Source organism: Rhodopseudomonas rhenobacensis (assembly GCF_014203125.1).
Lineage (GTDB): Bacteria > Pseudomonadota > Alphaproteobacteria > Rhizobiales > Xanthobacteraceae > Rhodopseudomonas_A > Rhodopseudomonas_A rhenobacensis.
This window is the reverse complement of the sequence record NZ_JACHIH010000008.1, coordinates 73,724-89,847: the sequence shown is the minus strand read 5'-3', so window position 1 is coordinate 89,847 and position 16,124 is coordinate 73,724. Positions and strand designations below refer to the sequence as shown.

Annotated in this window: 15 protein-coding genes and 1 pseudogene; 11 read left to right on the top strand and 5 right to left on the bottom strand. The window is 65.9% G+C overall.

Going from position 1 to position 16,124, the window contains the following annotated elements:
- Positions 1–52: 52 nt before the first annotated feature.
- From HNR60_RS08970 to HNR60_RS08945, 6 genes are all read left to right on the top strand, one after another.
- Entirely contained in the window at positions 53–1,105 is a 1,053-nt protein-coding gene (locus tag HNR60_RS08970) for a hypothetical protein (protein ID WP_184256538.1), read from the top strand.
- A 78-nt stretch (positions 1,106–1,183) separates the two neighbouring features.
- Positions 1,184–4,366, top strand: a complete 3,183-nt coding sequence (gene uvrB, locus HNR60_RS08965; RefSeq protein WP_184256536.1) for an excinuclease ABC subunit UvrB — start codon at positions 1,184–1,186, stop codon at positions 4,364–4,366.
- A gap of 93 nt (positions 4,367–4,459) precedes the next feature.
- Positions 4,460–4,696: a DUF1902 domain-containing protein gene (locus HNR60_RS08960; RefSeq protein WP_184256534.1), complete on the top strand. Its 237-nt coding sequence runs from the start codon at positions 4,460–4,462 to the stop codon at positions 4,694–4,696.
- Positions 4,697–4,891 carry a type II toxin-antitoxin system HicA family toxin gene (locus HNR60_RS08955; protein ID WP_184256532.1) on the top strand — a complete coding sequence of 65 codons (195 nt, stop codon included), beginning with the start codon at positions 4,697–4,699 and terminating at the stop codon, positions 4,889–4,891.
- Positions 4,892–4,969: 78 nt separating this feature from the next.
- The gene (locus tag HNR60_RS08950; protein ID WP_184256530.1) at positions 4,970–5,296 is read left to right on the top strand and encodes a type II toxin-antitoxin system PrlF family antitoxin; all 327 of its coding nucleotides are present in this window, start codon (positions 4,970–4,972) and stop codon (positions 5,294–5,296) included.
- 7 nt (positions 5,297–5,303) lie between these two features.
- On the top strand, positions 5,304–5,795 hold the full coding sequence (locus HNR60_RS08945) for a type II toxin-antitoxin system YhaV family toxin (RefSeq protein ID WP_184256528.1): 492 nt from the start codon (positions 5,304–5,306) through the stop codon (positions 5,793–5,795).
- Positions 5,796–5,835: 40 nt separating this feature from the next.
- Here HNR60_RS08945 and HNR60_RS08940 read toward each other — a convergent pair whose 3' ends face one another.
- Positions 5,836–6,210: a (2Fe-2S) ferredoxin domain-containing protein gene (locus HNR60_RS08940; protein WP_430694897.1), complete on the bottom strand. Its 375-nt coding sequence runs from the start codon at positions 6,208–6,210 to the stop codon at positions 5,836–5,838.
- 86 nt (positions 6,211–6,296) lie between these two features.
- Between HNR60_RS08940 and HNR60_RS08935 the strand changes: the two are divergent.
- Both HNR60_RS08935 and HNR60_RS08930 read left to right on the top strand, forming a co-directional pair.
- Positions 6,297–7,703: pseudogene (locus HNR60_RS08935) on the top strand (methyl-accepting chemotaxis protein); the annotation flags it as partial.
- A 99-nt stretch (positions 7,704–7,802) separates the two neighbouring features.
- Positions 7,803–8,207, top strand: a complete 405-nt coding sequence (locus tag HNR60_RS08930) for a hypothetical protein (protein WP_184256526.1) — start codon at positions 7,803–7,805, stop codon at positions 8,205–8,207.
- A 37-nt stretch (positions 8,208–8,244) separates the two neighbouring features.
- Here HNR60_RS08930 and HNR60_RS08925 read toward each other — a convergent pair whose 3' ends face one another.
- Complete coding sequence (locus HNR60_RS08925; protein ID WP_184256656.1) at positions 8,245–9,135, bottom strand: SDR family oxidoreductase; 891 nt, start codon at positions 9,133–9,135, stop codon at positions 8,245–8,247.
- A 113-nt stretch (positions 9,136–9,248) separates the two neighbouring features.
- On the opposite strand from HNR60_RS08925, the gene HNR60_RS08920 reads away from it, so the two are divergent.
- Together HNR60_RS08920 and HNR60_RS08915 are read left to right on the top strand one after the other, a co-directional pair.
- On the top strand, positions 9,249–9,497 hold the full coding sequence (locus tag HNR60_RS08920; RefSeq protein WP_184256524.1) for a FitA-like ribbon-helix-helix domain-containing protein: 249 nt from the start codon (positions 9,249–9,251) through the stop codon (positions 9,495–9,497).
- Positions 9,494–9,916 carry a type II toxin-antitoxin system VapC family toxin gene (locus HNR60_RS08915; RefSeq protein WP_184256522.1) on the top strand — a complete coding sequence of 141 codons (423 nt, stop codon included), beginning with the start codon at positions 9,494–9,496 and terminating at the stop codon, positions 9,914–9,916. Before HNR60_RS08920 ends, HNR60_RS08915 begins: the two co-directional genes overlap by 4 nt.
- 349 nt (positions 9,917–10,265) lie before the next feature.
- On the opposite strand, the gene ahcY is transcribed toward HNR60_RS08915, so the two are convergent.
- The 3 genes from ahcY to HNR60_RS08900 form a co-directional block, all read right to left on the bottom strand.
- Entirely contained in the window at positions 10,266–11,711 is a 1,446-nt protein-coding gene (gene ahcY / locus HNR60_RS08910) for an adenosylhomocysteinase (RefSeq protein WP_184256520.1), read from the bottom strand.
- Between the two features lie 261 nt (positions 11,712–11,972).
- Entirely contained in the window at positions 11,973–13,169 is a 1,197-nt protein-coding gene (gene metK / locus HNR60_RS08905; RefSeq protein WP_184256518.1) for a methionine adenosyltransferase, read from the bottom strand.
- Between the two features lie 58 nt (positions 13,170–13,227).
- A complete protein-coding gene (locus HNR60_RS08900; RefSeq protein WP_184256516.1) occupies positions 13,228–14,580 on the bottom strand; it encodes a hypothetical protein in 1,353 nt (450 codons plus the stop codon).
- 221 nt (positions 14,581–14,801) lie between these two features.
- On the opposite strand from HNR60_RS08900, the gene HNR60_RS08895 reads away from it, so the two are divergent.
- A complete protein-coding gene (locus HNR60_RS08895; protein WP_184256514.1) occupies positions 14,802–16,112 on the top strand; it encodes a UDP-glucose dehydrogenase family protein in 1,311 nt (436 codons plus the stop codon).
- Positions 16,113–16,124 lie beyond the last annotated feature (12 nt).

Genomic DNA, 16,124 nt, shown 5'->3' with positions numbered 1-16,124 from the left:
CGAGACCGATGACCCCGACAACCCGCTTTGCTTCGCCCATCGGATCGGCCGCATGACCTACTCGCTTCGCGATCTCACCGCCGCCACCGAGGCCGGGATCATCTCCTCCGAGCAACTGACGGCGCTGCGCCAATTTCTCGACGCCCGCCGCAATGCCGACGACGACGGCCGCAGCGCGCCGCGGTTCGATCTCGTGCACCTGCTGTGGTACGCCGGCGCGCTGGTGGTGATGAGCGCGATGGGGCTGTTCTCGACGCTGGCCTTCGCCAAGATGGGCGGCGCCGCGCTGACCGCGACCGCGCTGGTCTATGCGGCGCTGTTCGGCGCCGCCGGGCACTATCTTTGGTACACCAAGCGGCTGCGCACGCCGGGCGGGCTGTTGATCGCGGTGGCGGTGTCGATGGCGCCGCTGGCGGTGTACGGCGTGCAGGACGCGCTCGGGCTGTGGACCGAGTTCGGCAAGCCCGGCACGGTCCGCGACTTCTACGTCTGGGTGAAAGGCAGCTTCGTGTTCATGGAGCTCGCCACCGTCGCCGCCGCGTTGCTGGCGCTGCGGTTCTATCGCTTTCCCTTCATCGTGCTGCCGATGGCGATCGCGCTGTGGTTTTTCTCGATGGACATCGTGCCGTGGATCACCGGCACCCAGCTCGGCAACTGGGAGATGGCGCGCAAGGTCTCGATCTGGTTCGGGCTCGGCGTCATCGCGGCGGCGGTGGTCGTCAATCTGCGGCAGCGCCGCGGCGATTTCGCGTTCTGGCTCTATCTGTTCGGCGTGCTGACGTTCTGGGGCGGCCTCACCGCGGCGTCCGACGGCACCGAGCTGCAGAAGGCGCTGTATGCCGCGCTGAACGTCGGCTTCCTGCTGGTCTCGGTGGTGCTGGCGCGGCGGGTGTTCGCGGTGTTCGGCACCATTGGGCTGGCGATCTATCTCGGCGACCTCGCCGAGAAGATCTTCCGGGACTCGTTGCTGTTTCCGTTCGCGCTGTCCTTGATCGGCATCGCCATCATCGCACTGGGACTGTACTTCCACCGCCACCAGGCGGCGATCACCGCCTGGGTCGACGCACGGCTGCCGGACGCCGTAAAGCGGCTGCGGCCGGCGTGACCGCGGCTGCGCATCGCCCCCGCATGGGACGCGCGTCCGGGGCTTTCGTCGCGGGGCGACTCTCCCCATATTCCCGTCATGGCGAAAACTCCCGACTCTTCGAAAAAGCCCGTCAAGAGCCCGAAATCCAAGGCGCATCGGCCCGACGTGAAGCCGATCGGCCCGGCTTTGGCCGAACTGCTGAATCCCGCGATCAATCGCGGCGACGCCGGCATGGGCTCCGGGACCGGGCTACAGCCGCCGCCGGACAATTCCCGCGACCGCCGCACCGGCGGCGAGGCGGCGATCCACCGCGCCCGGGCGTCGACGCCGAAGGGTTTTGAGGGCGATGGCGTCTCGCGGAAGGGCGCCGACTCAGCATCCGGAGCTTACCCCCCTCCCCGACCCTCCCCCGCAAGGGGGGAGGGAGAAGAAAGCCAGGCCGCGCCCCAGCCCTCCCCTCCCCCTCGCGGGGAGGGGGTGGGGGGAGACACGAGTGCTGACGCCAATCGTGACGCAGCAACAGGCGGCTTCTCCGAAGCCCCGCAATCCGACTTCGCCACGCCGAATTACGGCACCACAGCCACCATTCCGACGCTCGATCCGGAGCTCGCCAAGCAGCTCGGCTTCACCACCGAGGAAGAGGACGAGGCCGCGCTGGCCCGCCCGCCACGCAACAAGATGGAAGCGCTCGGCGTGCAGGCCACCGCCGACGCGCTGGAAAATCTGATCCGCGACGGCCGCCCGGAATTCATGGGCGAGGACGGCCGCGTCAAGCTGTGGACGCCGCATCGCCCGCCGCGCCCGGAGAAGACCGAAGGCGGCGTGCGCTTCGTCATCAAATCCGAATATGAGCCGAAGGGCGACCAGCCGACCGCGATCAAGGAACTGGTCGAAGGCATTTCGCGCAACGACCGCACGCAAGTGCTGCTCGGCGTCACCGGCTCCGGCAAGACCTACACCATGGCGAAAGTCATCGAGGCGACGCAGCGCCCGGCGATTATTCTGGCGCCGAACAAGACGCTGGCGGCGCAGCTCTATGGCGAGTTCAAGAGCTTTTTCCCCGACAACGCCGTCGAGTACTTTGTCAGCTATTACGATTACTATCAGCCGGAGGCCTACGTCCCCCGCACCGACACCTACATCGAAAAAGATTCCTCGATCAACGAACAGATCGACCGGATGCGCCACGCCGCCACCCGCGCGCTGCTGGAGCGCGACGACGTCATCATCGTCGCCTCGGTGAGCTGCATCTACGGTATCGGCTCGGTGGAAACCTACACCGCGATGACCTTCGCGCTGAAAAAGGGCGAACGGATCGACCAGCGCGCGCTGATCGCCGATCTGGTGGCGCTGCAATACAAGCGCACCCAGCACGACTTCACCCGCGGCACCTTCCGGGTGCGCGGCGACGTCATCGACATCTTCCCGGCGCACTACGAAGACCGCGCCTGGCGCGTCAATCTGTTCGGCGACACCGTCGAGACCATCGAGGAATTCGACCCGCTCACCGGCCACAAGCAGGACGAGCTGGAATTCATCAAGATCTACGCCAATTCGCACTACGTCACGCCGCGGCCGACGCTGTTACAGGCGATCAAGTCGATCAAGGCGGAATTGAAATGGCGGCTCGATCAGCTCAACGATCAGGGCCGGCTGTTGGAAGCGCAGCGGCTCGAGCAGCGCACCACCTTCGACATCGAGATGATGGAGGCCACCGGCTCCTGCGCCGGCATCGAGAACTACTCGCGCTATCTCACCGGGCGCCGCCCCGGCGAGCCGCCGCCGACGCTGTTCGAATACGTCCCCGACAACGCGCTGGTGTTCGCCGACGAAAGCCACGTCACCGTGCCGCAGATCGGCGGCATGTTCAAAGGCGATTTTCGACGCAAGGCTACATTGGCCGAATATGGCTTCCGGCTGCCGTCCTGCATGGACAATCGGCCGCTGCGCTTCGAGGAATGGGACATGATGCGCCCGCAATCGGTCGCGGTGTCGGCGACGCCGTCGGCGTGGGAGCTGAATGAGAGTGGCGGCGTGTTCGTCGAGCAGGTGATTCGCCCGACCGGGCTGATCGATCCGCCGGTCAATATCAGGCCGGCGCGCACCCAGGTCGACGATCTGGTCGGCGAGGTCCGCGCCACGGCCGCGGCCGGTTATCGCTCGCTGATCACCGTGTTGACCAAGCGGATGGCCGAAGACCTCACCGAATATCTGCACGAGCAGGGCATTCGGGTGCGCTATATGCACAGCGACATCGACACCATCGAGCGCATCGAGATCATCCGCGACCTGCGGCTCGGCGCCTTCGACGCGCTGGTCGGCATCAATCTGTTGCGCGAGGGCCTCGACATTCCGGAATGCGCGCTGGTGGCGATTCTCGACGCCGACAAGGAAGGCTTCTTGCGCTCCGAAACCTCTTTGATTCAGACCATCGGCCGCGCGGCGCGCAACGTCGACGGCAAGGTGATCCTTTACGCCGACCGCATCACCGGATCGATGCAGCGGGCGATCGCCGAGACCGACCGCCGCCGCGAGAAGCAGGTCGAATACAACACCGAACACAACATCACGCCGGAGAGCATCAAGAAATCCATCGGCGACATTCTCAACAGCGTCTATGAGCGCGACCACGTGCTGGTCGAGATCGGTAGCGGCGGCCAGAGCGGCAGCTGGTCCGACGACGTCGGCGCGATCGGGCATAATTTCGAGGCGGTGCTGGCCGATCTCGAAGCCCGGATGCGCGAGGCCGCGGCCGATCTGAACTTCGAGGAAGCCGCGCGATTGCGCGACGAGGTGAAGCGGCTGCGCGCCACCGAATTAGCAGTGGTCGACGATCCCACCGCCAAGCAGCGCACCGTGCAGGGCAAGGCGGGCTCCTACGCCGGCGCCAAGAAATACGGCGCCGCCGCCAACCTGCCGGCTCAATCGAAAGAACGCGGCGGCAACAACACGCCGAAGGTGCGCGGCGCAACCGGCTCTTCGACGCAGCGCGACGGCTCTTCTCCCTCCCCCCTTGCGGGGGAGGGTCGGGGTGGGGGGTCTAAAGCGGCAGCCTCTCGCATCCACAAGCCCGATCTCGACGAGATGGGCATCGCCACCTGGCACGAGGTCAAGCCGGATCGCAAAGGCCGCGCCAAGCCGCGCAAACCGACGCTCGACGAGATGGGCCCGGGCACCGAGAGCAGGATCTTTCAGCCGAAGACGTCGCGCGAATCCGGCCCCTCCCCGCGCTCATCGGGCGGCGCGCCGGGGCATCGGGGTGGGTGGAAGAAGAGGTAGTTGGCGCCGCTGAGGCGATTAGCGCGTTCCAACATGCTTGAATGTCCCCGCACCTGCGCTATCGTCCCAGCGTAAGGTCACCAGGAGGCCATGATGTCGCCGAGCCTGACCATTCAGGTTGACTACGATGAGGACGCGCGAGTCTGGGTCGCCCAAAGCGACCAGATTCCACTGGTCACCGAGGCCGAGACCTTCGAGATCCTGTTCCGCAAATTGCCGGACATGATTCAGGACGTGCTCGCCGACAACGCCGATCCGCGCGCCGGGACCGACGTCCGCTTCGAACTGATCACGCACTCCCATGCGCGCCCGCGGAGCCGGGTCGCCTGAATGACCGACTTCGCGCCGGCCGTGAAGGACATCCTCCGCCAGAACGGCTGCGAATTCGTCCGCCAGGGCAAGGGCGACCACGAGATGTGGAAAAGCCCGATCAGCGGCAAGACTTTCCCGGTCGATTCCAAGATCAAATCCCGACACACCGCCAACGGCATCCTGAAGCAGGCGGGATTGCCGAAGGCATTTTGAATGAAGGGATGCGCATCGGCACTGTATTGACAGGGTAAGGAATCTTCCTTACTTTGGACATCGACCCGAGGAGCCGCCATGCCCCACCCGTTCGAAGAACTCAGCACCTTGTCATCGAAGGGTCAGACCACGGTCCCGAAATCGGTGCGGCAGGCGCTGGGCCTCAGCGAAGGCGATCAGATCGCGTTTCGGGTCGATGACAGCGGCGTCACGCTGCGCCGCGCCGACGACGCGCAGGACGATCCGGCGCTGCAGGCGTTCCTCGGCTTTTTGGCCAAGGACATCGCCCGCCGGCCGAGCCAGCTCAAGACGCTGTCGCCGGCCACCGCCAAGCACATTGCCACGCTGACGAAGGGCATGACGTTCGACGCCGACGAGCCCATCGAAGGCGACGTCGACCTTTGAGCGCGCGATGATCGTCAACGGCTGGACGATCTACTGCCATCCGCTGTTTCTCGATCAGCTGGCGCGGCTGATCGCCGGCGTGGAACGCGACCGGCAGAAACATCCGGCCGACTACACCAAGAAATCGAACGCGAAACTGCTGAACGCGATCCGCACCATCGCGCTGGAGCGGATTCCGCAGGACCCAACCGACAAACGCTACCGGCTTGGCGCCACGCTGGGCGAGCAGCACAAGCACTGGTTTCGCGACAAGTTCGGCAACGGCCGGTTCAGGCTGTTCTTTCGTTACGATCTGCGTGCCAAGATCATCGTCCACGTTTGGGTCAACGACGCCACGACGTTGCGCGCCTACGGCGCGCGGTCCGATGCCTATGCGGTGTTTGCGTCGATGCTGAAGGACGGCAATCCGCCGGACAGTTGGGATCGGTTGCTCGAGGCGTGCAAGACACCGGACGTCACGTCGCGCGCGGCGGAGTTGCTGAACAAGGACGACGACTGAGCCTCGTGCGGCGCCGCGATTGTCGGCCCCATCCGCGCGCTCATCCCTCCCCCATCAGCACCCCCGCCGCCTCTTCAGCCTGCCCCGCGTCCTTCACCAACACATACTCCCCTCGCCCGAGCGTCGCGGCGCTGGCGGTGACGACGGCGCGTTTCGGGCAGATGCCGAAGCAGCCGGTCATCACCACGCGCGGGCGTTTCACGCCGCGGCTCTGGCTGCGCTGTTTCAGTTCGGATTTCAAAGCCTGCTTCAGCGCCTTGCCGTCGTCGACGCGCGACAGGCATTTGCGGCAGATCAGGACGGGCGGGGTGCCGCGGGGACGCGCGACGATCGGCGATGGAGGAAGGAGCATGATTGGAATATAGGCGGCCGGGCCGCGGATGCCAGCCACCGCCGGCCGCGGCGTCGGGGACACAAACTGAATCCGCTTAGCGAACACGACCGAACAGATCCGCGCCGCGTGCAGCCGCTTTGGCTGCCTAGGCCTTACGTCCTACCGCCTCCGACCAGATCCAGACCTCGCTGTTGGAGCTGCGCGGCAATCCGGCCACCCCGGCCAACGTCAGAGCCGCGCTCGACAAGATGCAGGAGGTGTTCGTCGAACGCTTCGGCAAGGAATTGAAGCTGGTCAAGGCCGGCGCGGTCAGCGGCAAGTACGAGCACGATACCGAGACCTATTTTGCCGAGACCCAGCTCGGCCTCAACACCGTGATCGGGGTGCGCGAGGCGTTCTACGACAATGCCGAGGCGCTGCTGGCCGACGCCCATGGCGGCGCGCGGCTGAGCTTCTTGATCGCGCTGTTGGTGCTGCTGGTGGTCGCCGCGGGCAGCGTCGGCATGATCGTGATGGTGCGTCGCCGGATCTGCCAGCCGATCGTCGAACTCACCGCCTCGATGTCGCGGCTCGCCGGCGGCGACGCCCAGGGCGCCATTCCGGCCAGCGATCGCAAGGACGAGATCGGCGCGATGGCGGCCGCCGTGCAGGTGTTCAAGGACAACATGATCCGCGGCGAGCAGCTCGCCGCCGAGCAGACCGTGGCCAACGACGCCAAGATGCGCCGCGCCAGGCTGATCGACGAGCTGACGCAATCCTTCGAGGCCCGGATCGGCGAACTGGTCGAGGGGCTGTCGTCGTCCTCCGCCACCATGGAGTCGACCGCGCGCTCGATGTCGTCGACCGCCGCCACCACCGACCGCCAGGCCGGTCTGGTCGCCGGCGCCTCCGAACAGACCTCGTCCAATGTGCAGATGGTGGCCAGCGCCACCGAGCAATTGACCTCGTCGATCAGCGAGATCAGCCGCCAGGTGGCGCAATCCGCGCAGATCTCCGCCCGCGCCGTCGCCGACGCGCGGCGCACCGGCGATACCGCGCAGTCGCTCGCCGCCGGCGCGCAGAAGATCGGCGACGTGGTGACGCTGATCCAAAGCATCGCCTCGCAGACCAACCTGTTGGCGCTCAACGCCACCATCGAGGCGGCGCGCGCCGGCGAGGCCGGACGCGGCTTCGCGGTGGTCGCCTCGGAGGTGAAATCGCTGGCCGGCCAGACCGCGCAGGCCACCACCGAAATCTCCGAGCAGGTCGCGGCGATTCAGAACGCCAGCGCCGACACCGTGACGGCGATCCGCAACGTGCTCGAGGTGATCACCGAGATCGAGCAGATCGGCGGCGCCATTGGGGCTGCGATCGAACAGCAGGGCTCGGCCACCAAGGAGATCGCCCGCAACGTCCAGCAAGCCGCGCACGGCACCCAGGAGGTCAACGCCAACATCTCCGGCGTGCAGCAGGCCGCCAACGAGACCGGCTCGGCGGCGAGCCAGGTGCTGAATGCGGCCGAGCAATTGTCGCAGCAGTCGCAGGACCTCGCCGGCCAGGTCAACCGCTTCCTCGCCGACGTCCGCGCCGCCTGATCGCGACCTCTTGCCAGGCGCAGCAAAATCGCTAAGCCATGCGCAACCGCATAGTTAGCACGCAGACTCGTTGCTGCGACACGCAAAGGACTTGAAGCCATGGCGGACGCCGATCTCGATGTCATCATCCGGCAGCTTGCAAAGCAGCAGAGCAAGACGCTGACCGCCGCCACCAAGACCCGGCGCGACCGCTATCTCGGGCTCGCCGCCGAGGCCAAGGACGCCGCCGCCAAGGCGCGCTTCAAAGCGCTCGCCAAGGAAGCCTTCGAGCAAGGCTCCGCCGCCGCCAAGCGGCTGCAGACCTCCGCCGACAATGCCGCCGACTCGTATTCCCGGGCGATGCGCAAGGCGACCGAGGCGGCTGCCGCGCAGCCGGCGGCGAAGACGGCTGCTCCGGTGAAGAAGACGCCAGCCAAGACTCCGGCGGCCGACAAGCCGGCGAAGCAAGCCGCGTCGGCGAACAAGCCCGGCAAGGCGACGAAAAAGCCGGCCAAGAAGCGCTGATTGCAGCGCGGCGGCGGCGCGAAAAAACGCGCCGCGCTCAGCGGCGGAAATCCGGCCGGAACGGCCGCGGCTGCCAGCCGATCTCGGTCGCAGCCGGCGTGAGGTCGAAGGTCATGTTCTTGGCCATCCGCCCGACGATCGCGCCGGAAATCCCCGGCACCACTTTGGCCGCCAGCGGCACCACCACCGCCCAGACCAAGCCCGGCAACGGAATAATCATCCGCCGCAGCCCCAGCCCGTCGAAGATCCGGCCGACCATTTCGCGATAGCTCAACGTCTCGCCGCCCGGCAGATTGTAGGTCTTGTTGAAGCAGGCCGGCCGCGCCGCGGCGGCGATCGCCGCTTGCGCCAGATCGTCGGCATGCACCGGCTGGCGCAGCCCCTCGCCGCCGCCGGCCAGCGGAAAGAAACGAAAGCGGCGGATCAGCGCGGCGATCCGCGACACGTTGGCGTCGCGGCCCTCGGCATAGATCAGCGTCGGCCGCAGCACCGTCCAGGCGATGCCGCGCGCGGCGCATTGCTCGATGATGCGGCGCTCGGCGTCGGCCCAGCGGCGGATCAGTTCGCGCTCGTCGGGATCGTCGGAGTTCTGCTTGGTCTCGAGGCTGGTCGAGGTGAAGACCACGAGCCGCGTCATGCCGTGCGCGGCGAGCGCGGGGATCGCATCGGCCACCAGCGCCGCCGGACTGGTCGCATACACCGTCTCAAGCGAAGGCAGCGCCAAGCCGGCGGGATCGGCGAGGTCCGCGGTCAGCCATTCGATGCCCGGCGCGGCCTGCGGATGCCGCGACACCCCGATCGGCTGTTGTCCGGCTTCGGCGAGCCGCCGCAGAATCAGCCCGCCGACCATCCCGGTCGCACCGATCACCAAGGGCCGCGGCGCGGTGGTATGGCCGCCAGTTGCGGCGCTGTGCCCCGAGAGAGTCATCAGCAACGAATCTATCCTCGTCCATCGAATGTCAACGTTCGTTCCTTCCCTTCCACGCTTGCTCGCCAACCTTTCAATGACTATTTTGCAGTCATTGACTGATGGAGGCCGGCATGGCGGTGATGACGATCCGGAATATCGACGATGCCATCAAGAAGCGGCTCCGCGTGCGCGCCGCCGTCAACGGGCGCTCGATGGAAGACGAGGCGCGGGACATCCTGCGGTCGGCGCTGTCGACCGACGAGCCGCGCGCGCGCAATCTCGCGCAGGCCATCCATGAGCGGTTCGCGGCGCTTGGCGGCGTCGACCTTCCCCACACCCCGCGCGAGGCGATCCGGCCGCCGCCGGATTTCGGCGAATGATCGTCCTCGACACCAACGTCATTTCGGAACTGATGCGTGCAAAGCCGGATGCCGCGGTGATGGCGTGGTTCGGCGAACAACCGATCGCCGGCGTGTTCACCACGACCCTGACGCAGGCTGAGATTTTTTACGGCCTGGCACTGTTGCCCGAGGGCCGCCGCCGGGACCAACTGATCGCCGCCGCGCGACCGATCTTCGAGATCGATCTGGCCGGTCGCGTGCTGCCGTTCGACACCGACGCGGCCGACGCCTATCCGGCCATCGCGGCGAGCCGGCGACACGGCGGACGACCGATCAGTCAGATCGACGCCCAGATCGCCGCCATCGTCCGCTCCCGCGGCGCCCGGCTGGCAACGCGCAATGTTGCGGATTTCGCCGACTGCGGGATTGCGGTGGTCGATCCGTGGATGGGGAGGTAGCGGTCCACGTAGCAAGCGTAGCCCGGATGGAGCGAAGCGTAATCCGGGTCTTCCGATTGCCGACGCAGCTCCCGGATTTCGCTTCGCTTCATCCGAGCTACCGGCTCAAGCAATCGCAGCGGGAGTGGAAGATCCGGCTGATCGAGCAGCAGAACCCGGATTGGATTGATCTCTACTTCGGCTTGTCACATTGACACTGGGGGTTATGGATTCCGGGCTCGCTTGCCGCTGGCGCGGCTCGCGCCCCGGAATGACGAACTCTTGCGTTGCTCAGCAAAAAGCCCCGGATCGCTCCGGGGCTTTTGTCGTGATGGATAGCGGGTCGAGCCCGCGATGACGGGCGTTGGTATCAATACCGATAATGATCCGCCTTGAACGGCCCTTCGACCTTGACGCCGATATAATCCGCCTGGTCCTTGCGCAGCTCGGTCAGCTTCACCCCGATCTTGGCGAGGTGCAGCCGCGCCACCTTCTCGTCCAGCGACTTCGGCAACACGTAGACTTCCTTCTTGTACTTGCCGTCCTTGTTGTTGGCGTAGAGTTCGATCTGCGCCAGCGTCTGGTTGGTGAACGAGGCCGACATCACGAAGGACGGGTGGCCGGTGGCGTTGCCGAGGTTCACCAGGCGGCCTTCCGACAGCAGGATGATGCGGTGGCCGTCCGGGAAGGTGATCTCGTCGACCTGCGGCTTGATGTTGTCCCACTTCAGGTTCTTCAGATGCGCGATCTGAATCTCGTTGTCGAAGTGGCCGATGTTGCAGACGATGGCGCGATCCTTCATCGCGCGCATGTGCTCGATGGTGATGATGTCCTTGTTGCCGGTGGCGGTGACGAAGATGTCGGCGCGGGGTGCGGCGTCTTCCATCGTCACCACTTCATAGCCTTCCATCGCCGCCTGCAGCGCGCAGATCGGATCGACTTCCGACACCATGACGCGGGCGCCGGCCTGGCGCAGCGACGCCGCCGAGCCCTTGCCGACGTCGCCGAAGCCGGCGACCATCGCGACCTTGCCGGACATCATCACGTCGGTGCCGCGGCGGATGCCGTCGACCAGCGATTCCCGGCAGCCATAGAGGTTGTCGAATTTCGACTTGGTCACCGAGTCGTTGACGTTGATGGCGGGCCACAGCAGCGTGCCGGCCTTCTGCATGTCGTACAAACGATGCACGCCGGTGGTGGTTTCTTCGGAGACGCCCATGATGTTCTTGGCGATCTCGGCGAAATAGCCCTTCGGCTTGTCCTTCAGCTGCTTCTTCAACAGCGCGAAGAACACCACCTCCTCGTCGGAGCCGGGCTTGTCGAGGAAGGCGGTGTCGCCGTTCTCGGCGCGCAGGCCGAGATGGACGTACATGGTGGCGTCGCCGCCGTCATCGAGGATCATGTTCGGGGTGAGGATTTCACCCGGCTTGGCGCCGTGCCAGTCGAACATCTTGGCGGTGTAGGCCCAGTAGTCCTCCAGGCTCTCGCCCTTGATGGCGAACACCGGAACGCCGGCGGCGGCGATCGCCGCGGCGGCGTGGTCCTGGGTCGAGTAGATGTTGCACGACACCCAGCGGACGTCGGCGCCGAGCGCGACCAGCGTCTCGATCAGCACCGCGGTCTGGATCGTCATGTGCAAGGAGCCGGCGATCCGCGCGCCCTTCAACGGCTGCTTGGGGCCGTATTCCTCGCGGGTGGCCATCAGGCCCGGCATCTCGGTCTCGGCGATCGAGATTTCCTTGCGGCCGTAATCGGCGAGGCCGATGTCCTTGACGATGTAGTCGGTGAAGCTGGGCTTCTTGGCGGTGGCGGTCATATGGGTTTCCTGAAACGGAGTAATTCGGACACGTCGATACGAAATAAAATCGAGCGTTTTGTGACGATTCCCGCGAGCACAGCGTCATCCTGAGAGCCCGCCCCGGACTCGATCCGGGGTGCGCGCACTGTTGTGCGCGCCTCGAAGGATGGCCGCGGGCACTTCGCCGGGTCATCCTTCGAGGCGCGCCGAAGCCGGCTCACACCTCAGGATGACGGCACGACCTCCCCCGGCGAGCTGCCAGGGGAGCGACTTGCTGACTTAGATGGCGCGCTTCAGCGCCTCGGCCAGATCGGTCTTTTCCCAGGAGAAGCCGCCTTCGGCGTCCGGGGTGCGGCCGAAATGACCGTAGGACGAGGTCCGCGCATAGATCGGCTTGTTGAGGTCGAGATGCTTGCGGATGCCGCGCGGGGTGAGGTCCATCGCCTCGGCGACCGCCTTCTCGAGCTCGGCCTCGGTGACTTTGCCGGTGCCGTGGGTGTCGATGTAGATCGACAGCGGCCGCGCCACGCCGATCGCGTAGGCGAGCTGCAGCGTGCAGCGGTCGGCGAGGCCGGCGGCGACGATGTTCTTGGCGAGATAGCGCGACGCATAGGCCGCCGAGCGGTCGACCTTGGTCGGGTCCTTGCCGGAGAACGCGCCGCCGCCATGCGGGGCCGCGCCGCCGTAGGTGTCGACGATGATCTTGCGGCCGGTCAAGCCGGTGTCGCCGTCCGGACCGCCGATGAAGAACTTGCCGGTCGGGTTGATGTGCCAGATCGTCTTGTCGGAGATCCAGCCTTCCGGCAGCGCCTGCCGCACATAGGGCTCGACCCGGTCGCGGACCTGGTTCGAGGTCATGTCCTCGACCAGATGCTGGTGCGAGACCACGATCTCGCGGACGCCGACCGGCTTGCCGTTCTCGTACTGGATGGTGACCTGGCTCTTGGAGTCGGGGCCGAGCACCTTCTCCTGGCCGGAGTGGCGGGCTTCCGAGATCAGCCGCAGGATCTTGTGGGCGTAGAAGATCGGCGCCGGCATCAGGTCGGGGGTCTCGTTGGTGGCGTAGCCGAACATGATGCCCTGGTCGCCGGCGCCCTCTTCCTGGTTGGTGCCGGGCTGCAGCGCGTCGACGCCCTGCGCGATATCGGCCGACTGCGGATGCAGCAGGATCTCGATGTCGCAGTTCTCCCAGTGGAAGCCGTCCTGCTCGTAGCCGATGTCCTTGATGGCTTCGCGCACCACGTGCTCGATGTGCTCGTTGGTGACCGAGGCCGGGCCCCGGGTCTCGCCGGCGATCACCACCTTGTTGGTGGTAGCAAGCGTCTCGCAGGCGGCGCGGATCGCCCAGGGGTCGATGCCCGCCTTCGGGCCTTCGCGGAAGAACAGATCGACGATCTCGTCGGAAATCCGGTCGCAAACCTTGTCGGGATGACCTTCTGAAACTGATTCACTCGTGAACATATAAGACGCGCGCATCAAACCAACCCCTTTCCGCCGGCACCCGGCGGCCCTTTCCTGATCATGTCCTGATTAGTCAATCGCGTCGACGCGAGATGACGTAGGATTCGTCGTAAAACCAAAGCCCGCTATACTTCCGCAGAACCTCTCTGGTGGCGTCCAGATAGGAACCGCCTTGAGTCATTTCCGTTAGTCGGTCGTCCTCGATTTGGGCCACATAGACCGCGGCATTCCAGGCTGCGAAAGCCGTCGAGGTTCCAATCGATCCGGTGACCTCGTTGGGCAGCGCTTCCATATCATATCGGAAGATCGAACGGCTATCGGCATAAGCGTTAAAGTTAAGGTCACGGCCGGCCGACCCCAGCTCGTATTTCACCGCGCGCAATAGCTCATGACGGCTCACCGCAAAAGGATTTTCTCCGGGCCACACCGCGCGGACGATTTCCAGCCCCGGATCCTGGCCGTGCGAGTGGATCCCGATCAGCCGGCCGCCGGGACGCAGCGCGCGGGCCAGCGGCGCGATGATCCGCTTGGCGCGGAAATTCACAGAAGATTTCGCCCGGTACGGCTGCGAGGCGATCACCAGGTCGAAATTGGCCTCGCTGCGGCCCGCCCGGGGAATCATCGAATCCAGCAAAAAGCGGTGATCTTCCCGATAGATAACGATGGCGACCGGGCGCTCATAGATCGGCATGCCGGATTGCTTGCTGATGCTGGCGCGCCAGTTCTCTTCCAGGAACGGGCCGAGTTCCGCGATCTGGGTCTCGAACTCCCCGGAGGAGGCGCCGCGTAGCACGACTTCGTGCCAGATCATGCCGGCCGCCGCGGCCGGTGAGGCCGGGGTCAGCCAGGGCGCTTCGGCGTAATACATATTGGTAAGAACGAACACCGTGGCCGGGTGCTCGAACAGCCGGTCCGGAACCTTGTCGAGGGTCAGCCGGACGTCCTCCAGGCTGAGTTCCTTGCCGGCGATATAGAACGGCATATGCGGGAACCGGCCATGCATCGCGCGCAACACGCGCGCCAGCACCGTCCCATCGCCGACGCCGGCGTCGAACACCCGAATCGCCGGTGGGCGGGGATGGATGCTGCCGAGCTCCAGCGTCACGCGCTCGGCGATCACCCGCTTTTCGCTGCAGGTGTGAACGAACAGCAGATACTTCTGGCGGTTCTCGAAGAACCGGAAATTGCCTTGCGGATCGCGCCGTTCCGGCGGCACCACCAGGCCGCGCGGCGGCGCCACGCCGTCGGTCCCAGCCGCGATGAAGGCCCGGATGCGGTCCAGCGTGTCGACGGTGATGCGCTTGCCCTCGCGCAGCCGATGCACCAGCTTGCCGTCATTGACAGCGCGGCGGCCGAAGGTGGTCTCGGCCACCCCGGCGCGCCGGCAGTAGTCGGAAATCTCGCCGAGCAATTGGTCGTTCTTCATGGGGTGCCGGTGGGCAGGAGGATTTGGCGTTGCTGGTAACACAATCTGCCCACCGATGAAAACGCCCGGCCACGCGGCCCGCTGCTGCCATGCAGCCGTCGTATCGCTGCGCTAGGAAACGGTGATCCGGTGCAAGCCCGGCTTTGGCAGCCGTGCGGGGGTCTGCTAAGACGCGGCACCGCAGCGGCCTGCCCGGGCCATCACCAGCGACAGGTTTTTCGATGAAAATTGCCATGATCGGCACCGGCTATGTGGGGCTGGTGTCCGGCGCCTGCTTTGCCGATTTCGGCCATCAGGTCACCTGCGTCGACAAGGACGAAGCCAAGATCGATGCGCTGCGGCGCGGCGAAATTCCGATCTTCGAGCCCGGTCTCGACGCCCTGGTGGCCTCCAACGTCAAAGCCGGGCGGCTGGATTTCGCCACCGAACTCACCACCGCGGTCGGCGAGGCCGACGCGGTGTTCATCGCGGTCGGCACGCCGTCGCGGCGCGGCGACGGCCATGCCGACCTCAGCTACGTCCATGCCGCCGCCCGCGAGATCGCGGGCGCGCTGAAAGGCTTCACCGTGGTGGTGACCAAGTCGACGGTGCCGGTCGGCACCGGCGACGAGGTCGAACTGTTGATCCGCGAGGCCAATCCCTCCGCCGACGTGGTGGTCGCGTCGAACCCGGAATTTCTGCGCGAAGGCGCTGCGATCCGCGACTTCAAATTCCCCGACCGCATCGTGGTCGGCACCGACGACGAGCGCGGCCGCAAGGTGCTGGGCGAGATCTACCGGCCGCTGTCGCTGAACGCCGCGCCCTTGATGTACACCGCGCGGCGCACCGCCGAACTGATCAAATACGCCGCCAACGCCTTCCTCGCCACCAAGATCACCTTCATCAACGAGATCGCGGATCTCGCCGAAAAGGTCGGCGCCGACGTCCAGGAAGTGGCGCGCGGCATCGGCATGGACAACCGGATCGGGCCGAAATTCCTGCACGCCGGCCCGGGCTTCGGCGGCTCCTGCTTTCCCAAGGACACCCGCGCGCTGGTCAAGATCGCGCTCGACCACGACGTGCCGCTGCGCATCGTCGAGGCGGTGCTGGCGGTCAACGACAACAGGAAGCGCGCGATGGCCCGCAAGGTCTCGCACGCACTCGGCGGCCATATCCGCGGCAAGACCGTCGCGGTGCTCGGCCTCACCTTCAAGCCCGACACCGACGACATGCGCGAGGCGCCGTCGATCCCGCTGGTCACCGGCTTGCTCGACATGGGCGCCAAGGTCCGCGCCTTCGATCCGGTCGGCATGGAGCAGGCCCGCGCCGAACTGCCCGACATCACCTATTGCGACGACGCCTATGCCTGCGTCGAGGGCGCCGACGCGCTGGTAATCGTCACCGAATGGGTCCAGTTCCGCGCGCTCGATCTCGGCCGGCTGAAGGCCGCGATGAAGCAGCCGGTGGTGATCGACCTGCGCAACATCTATCGCCCGGAGCAAATGGCCGCGCACGGCTTCGTCTATGAGAGCGTCGGACGGGGGACGTCGTAGTTCCGGCCGCGG

Bases quoted from the DNA above. Each gene is read 5' to 3' on its own strand.
- HNR60_RS08930 (WP_184256526.1), top strand. From the start codon at position 7,803: ATGGCGGACGCCGATCTCGATGTCATCATCCGGCAGCTTGCAAAGCAG.
- metK (WP_184256518.1), bottom strand. From the start codon at position 13,169: ATGCGCGCGTCTTATATGTTCACGAGTGAATCAGTTTCAGAAGGTCAT.
- HNR60_RS08945 (WP_184256528.1), top strand. From the start codon at position 5,304: ATGATCGTCAACGGCTGGACGATCTACTGCCATCCGCTGTTTCTCGAT.
- HNR60_RS08950 (WP_184256530.1), top strand. From the start codon at position 4,970: ATGCCCCACCCGTTCGAAGAACTCAGCACCTTGTCATCGAAGGGTCAG.
- HNR60_RS08895 (WP_184256514.1), top strand. From the start codon at position 14,802: ATGAAAATTGCCATGATCGGCACCGGCTATGTGGGGCTGGTGTCCGGC.
- HNR60_RS08960 (WP_184256534.1), top strand. From the start codon at position 4,460: ATGTCGCCGAGCCTGACCATTCAGGTTGACTACGATGAGGACGCGCGA.
- HNR60_RS08900 (WP_184256516.1), bottom strand. From the start codon at position 14,580: ATGAAGAACGACCAATTGCTCGGCGAGATTTCCGACTACTGCCGGCGC.
- HNR60_RS08955 (WP_184256532.1), top strand. From the start codon at position 4,697: ATGACCGACTTCGCGCCGGCCGTGAAGGACATCCTCCGCCAGAACGGC.
- HNR60_RS08970 (WP_184256538.1), top strand. From the start codon at position 53: ATGACCTACTCGCTTCGCGATCTCACCGCCGCCACCGAGGCCGGGATC.
- ahcY (WP_184256520.1), bottom strand. From the start codon at position 11,711: ATGACCGCCACCGCCAAGAAGCCCAGCTTCACCGACTACATCGTCAAG.
- HNR60_RS08915 (WP_184256522.1), top strand. From the start codon at position 9,494: ATGATCGTCCTCGACACCAACGTCATTTCGGAACTGATGCGTGCAAAG.
- HNR60_RS08920 (WP_184256524.1), top strand. From the start codon at position 9,249: ATGGCGGTGATGACGATCCGGAATATCGACGATGCCATCAAGAAGCGG.
- HNR60_RS08925 (WP_184256656.1), bottom strand. From the start codon at position 9,135: ATGACTCTCTCGGGGCACAGCGCCGCAACTGGCGGCCATACCACCGCG.
- uvrB (WP_184256536.1), top strand. From the start codon at position 1,184: ATGGCGAAAACTCCCGACTCTTCGAAAAAGCCCGTCAAGAGCCCGAAA.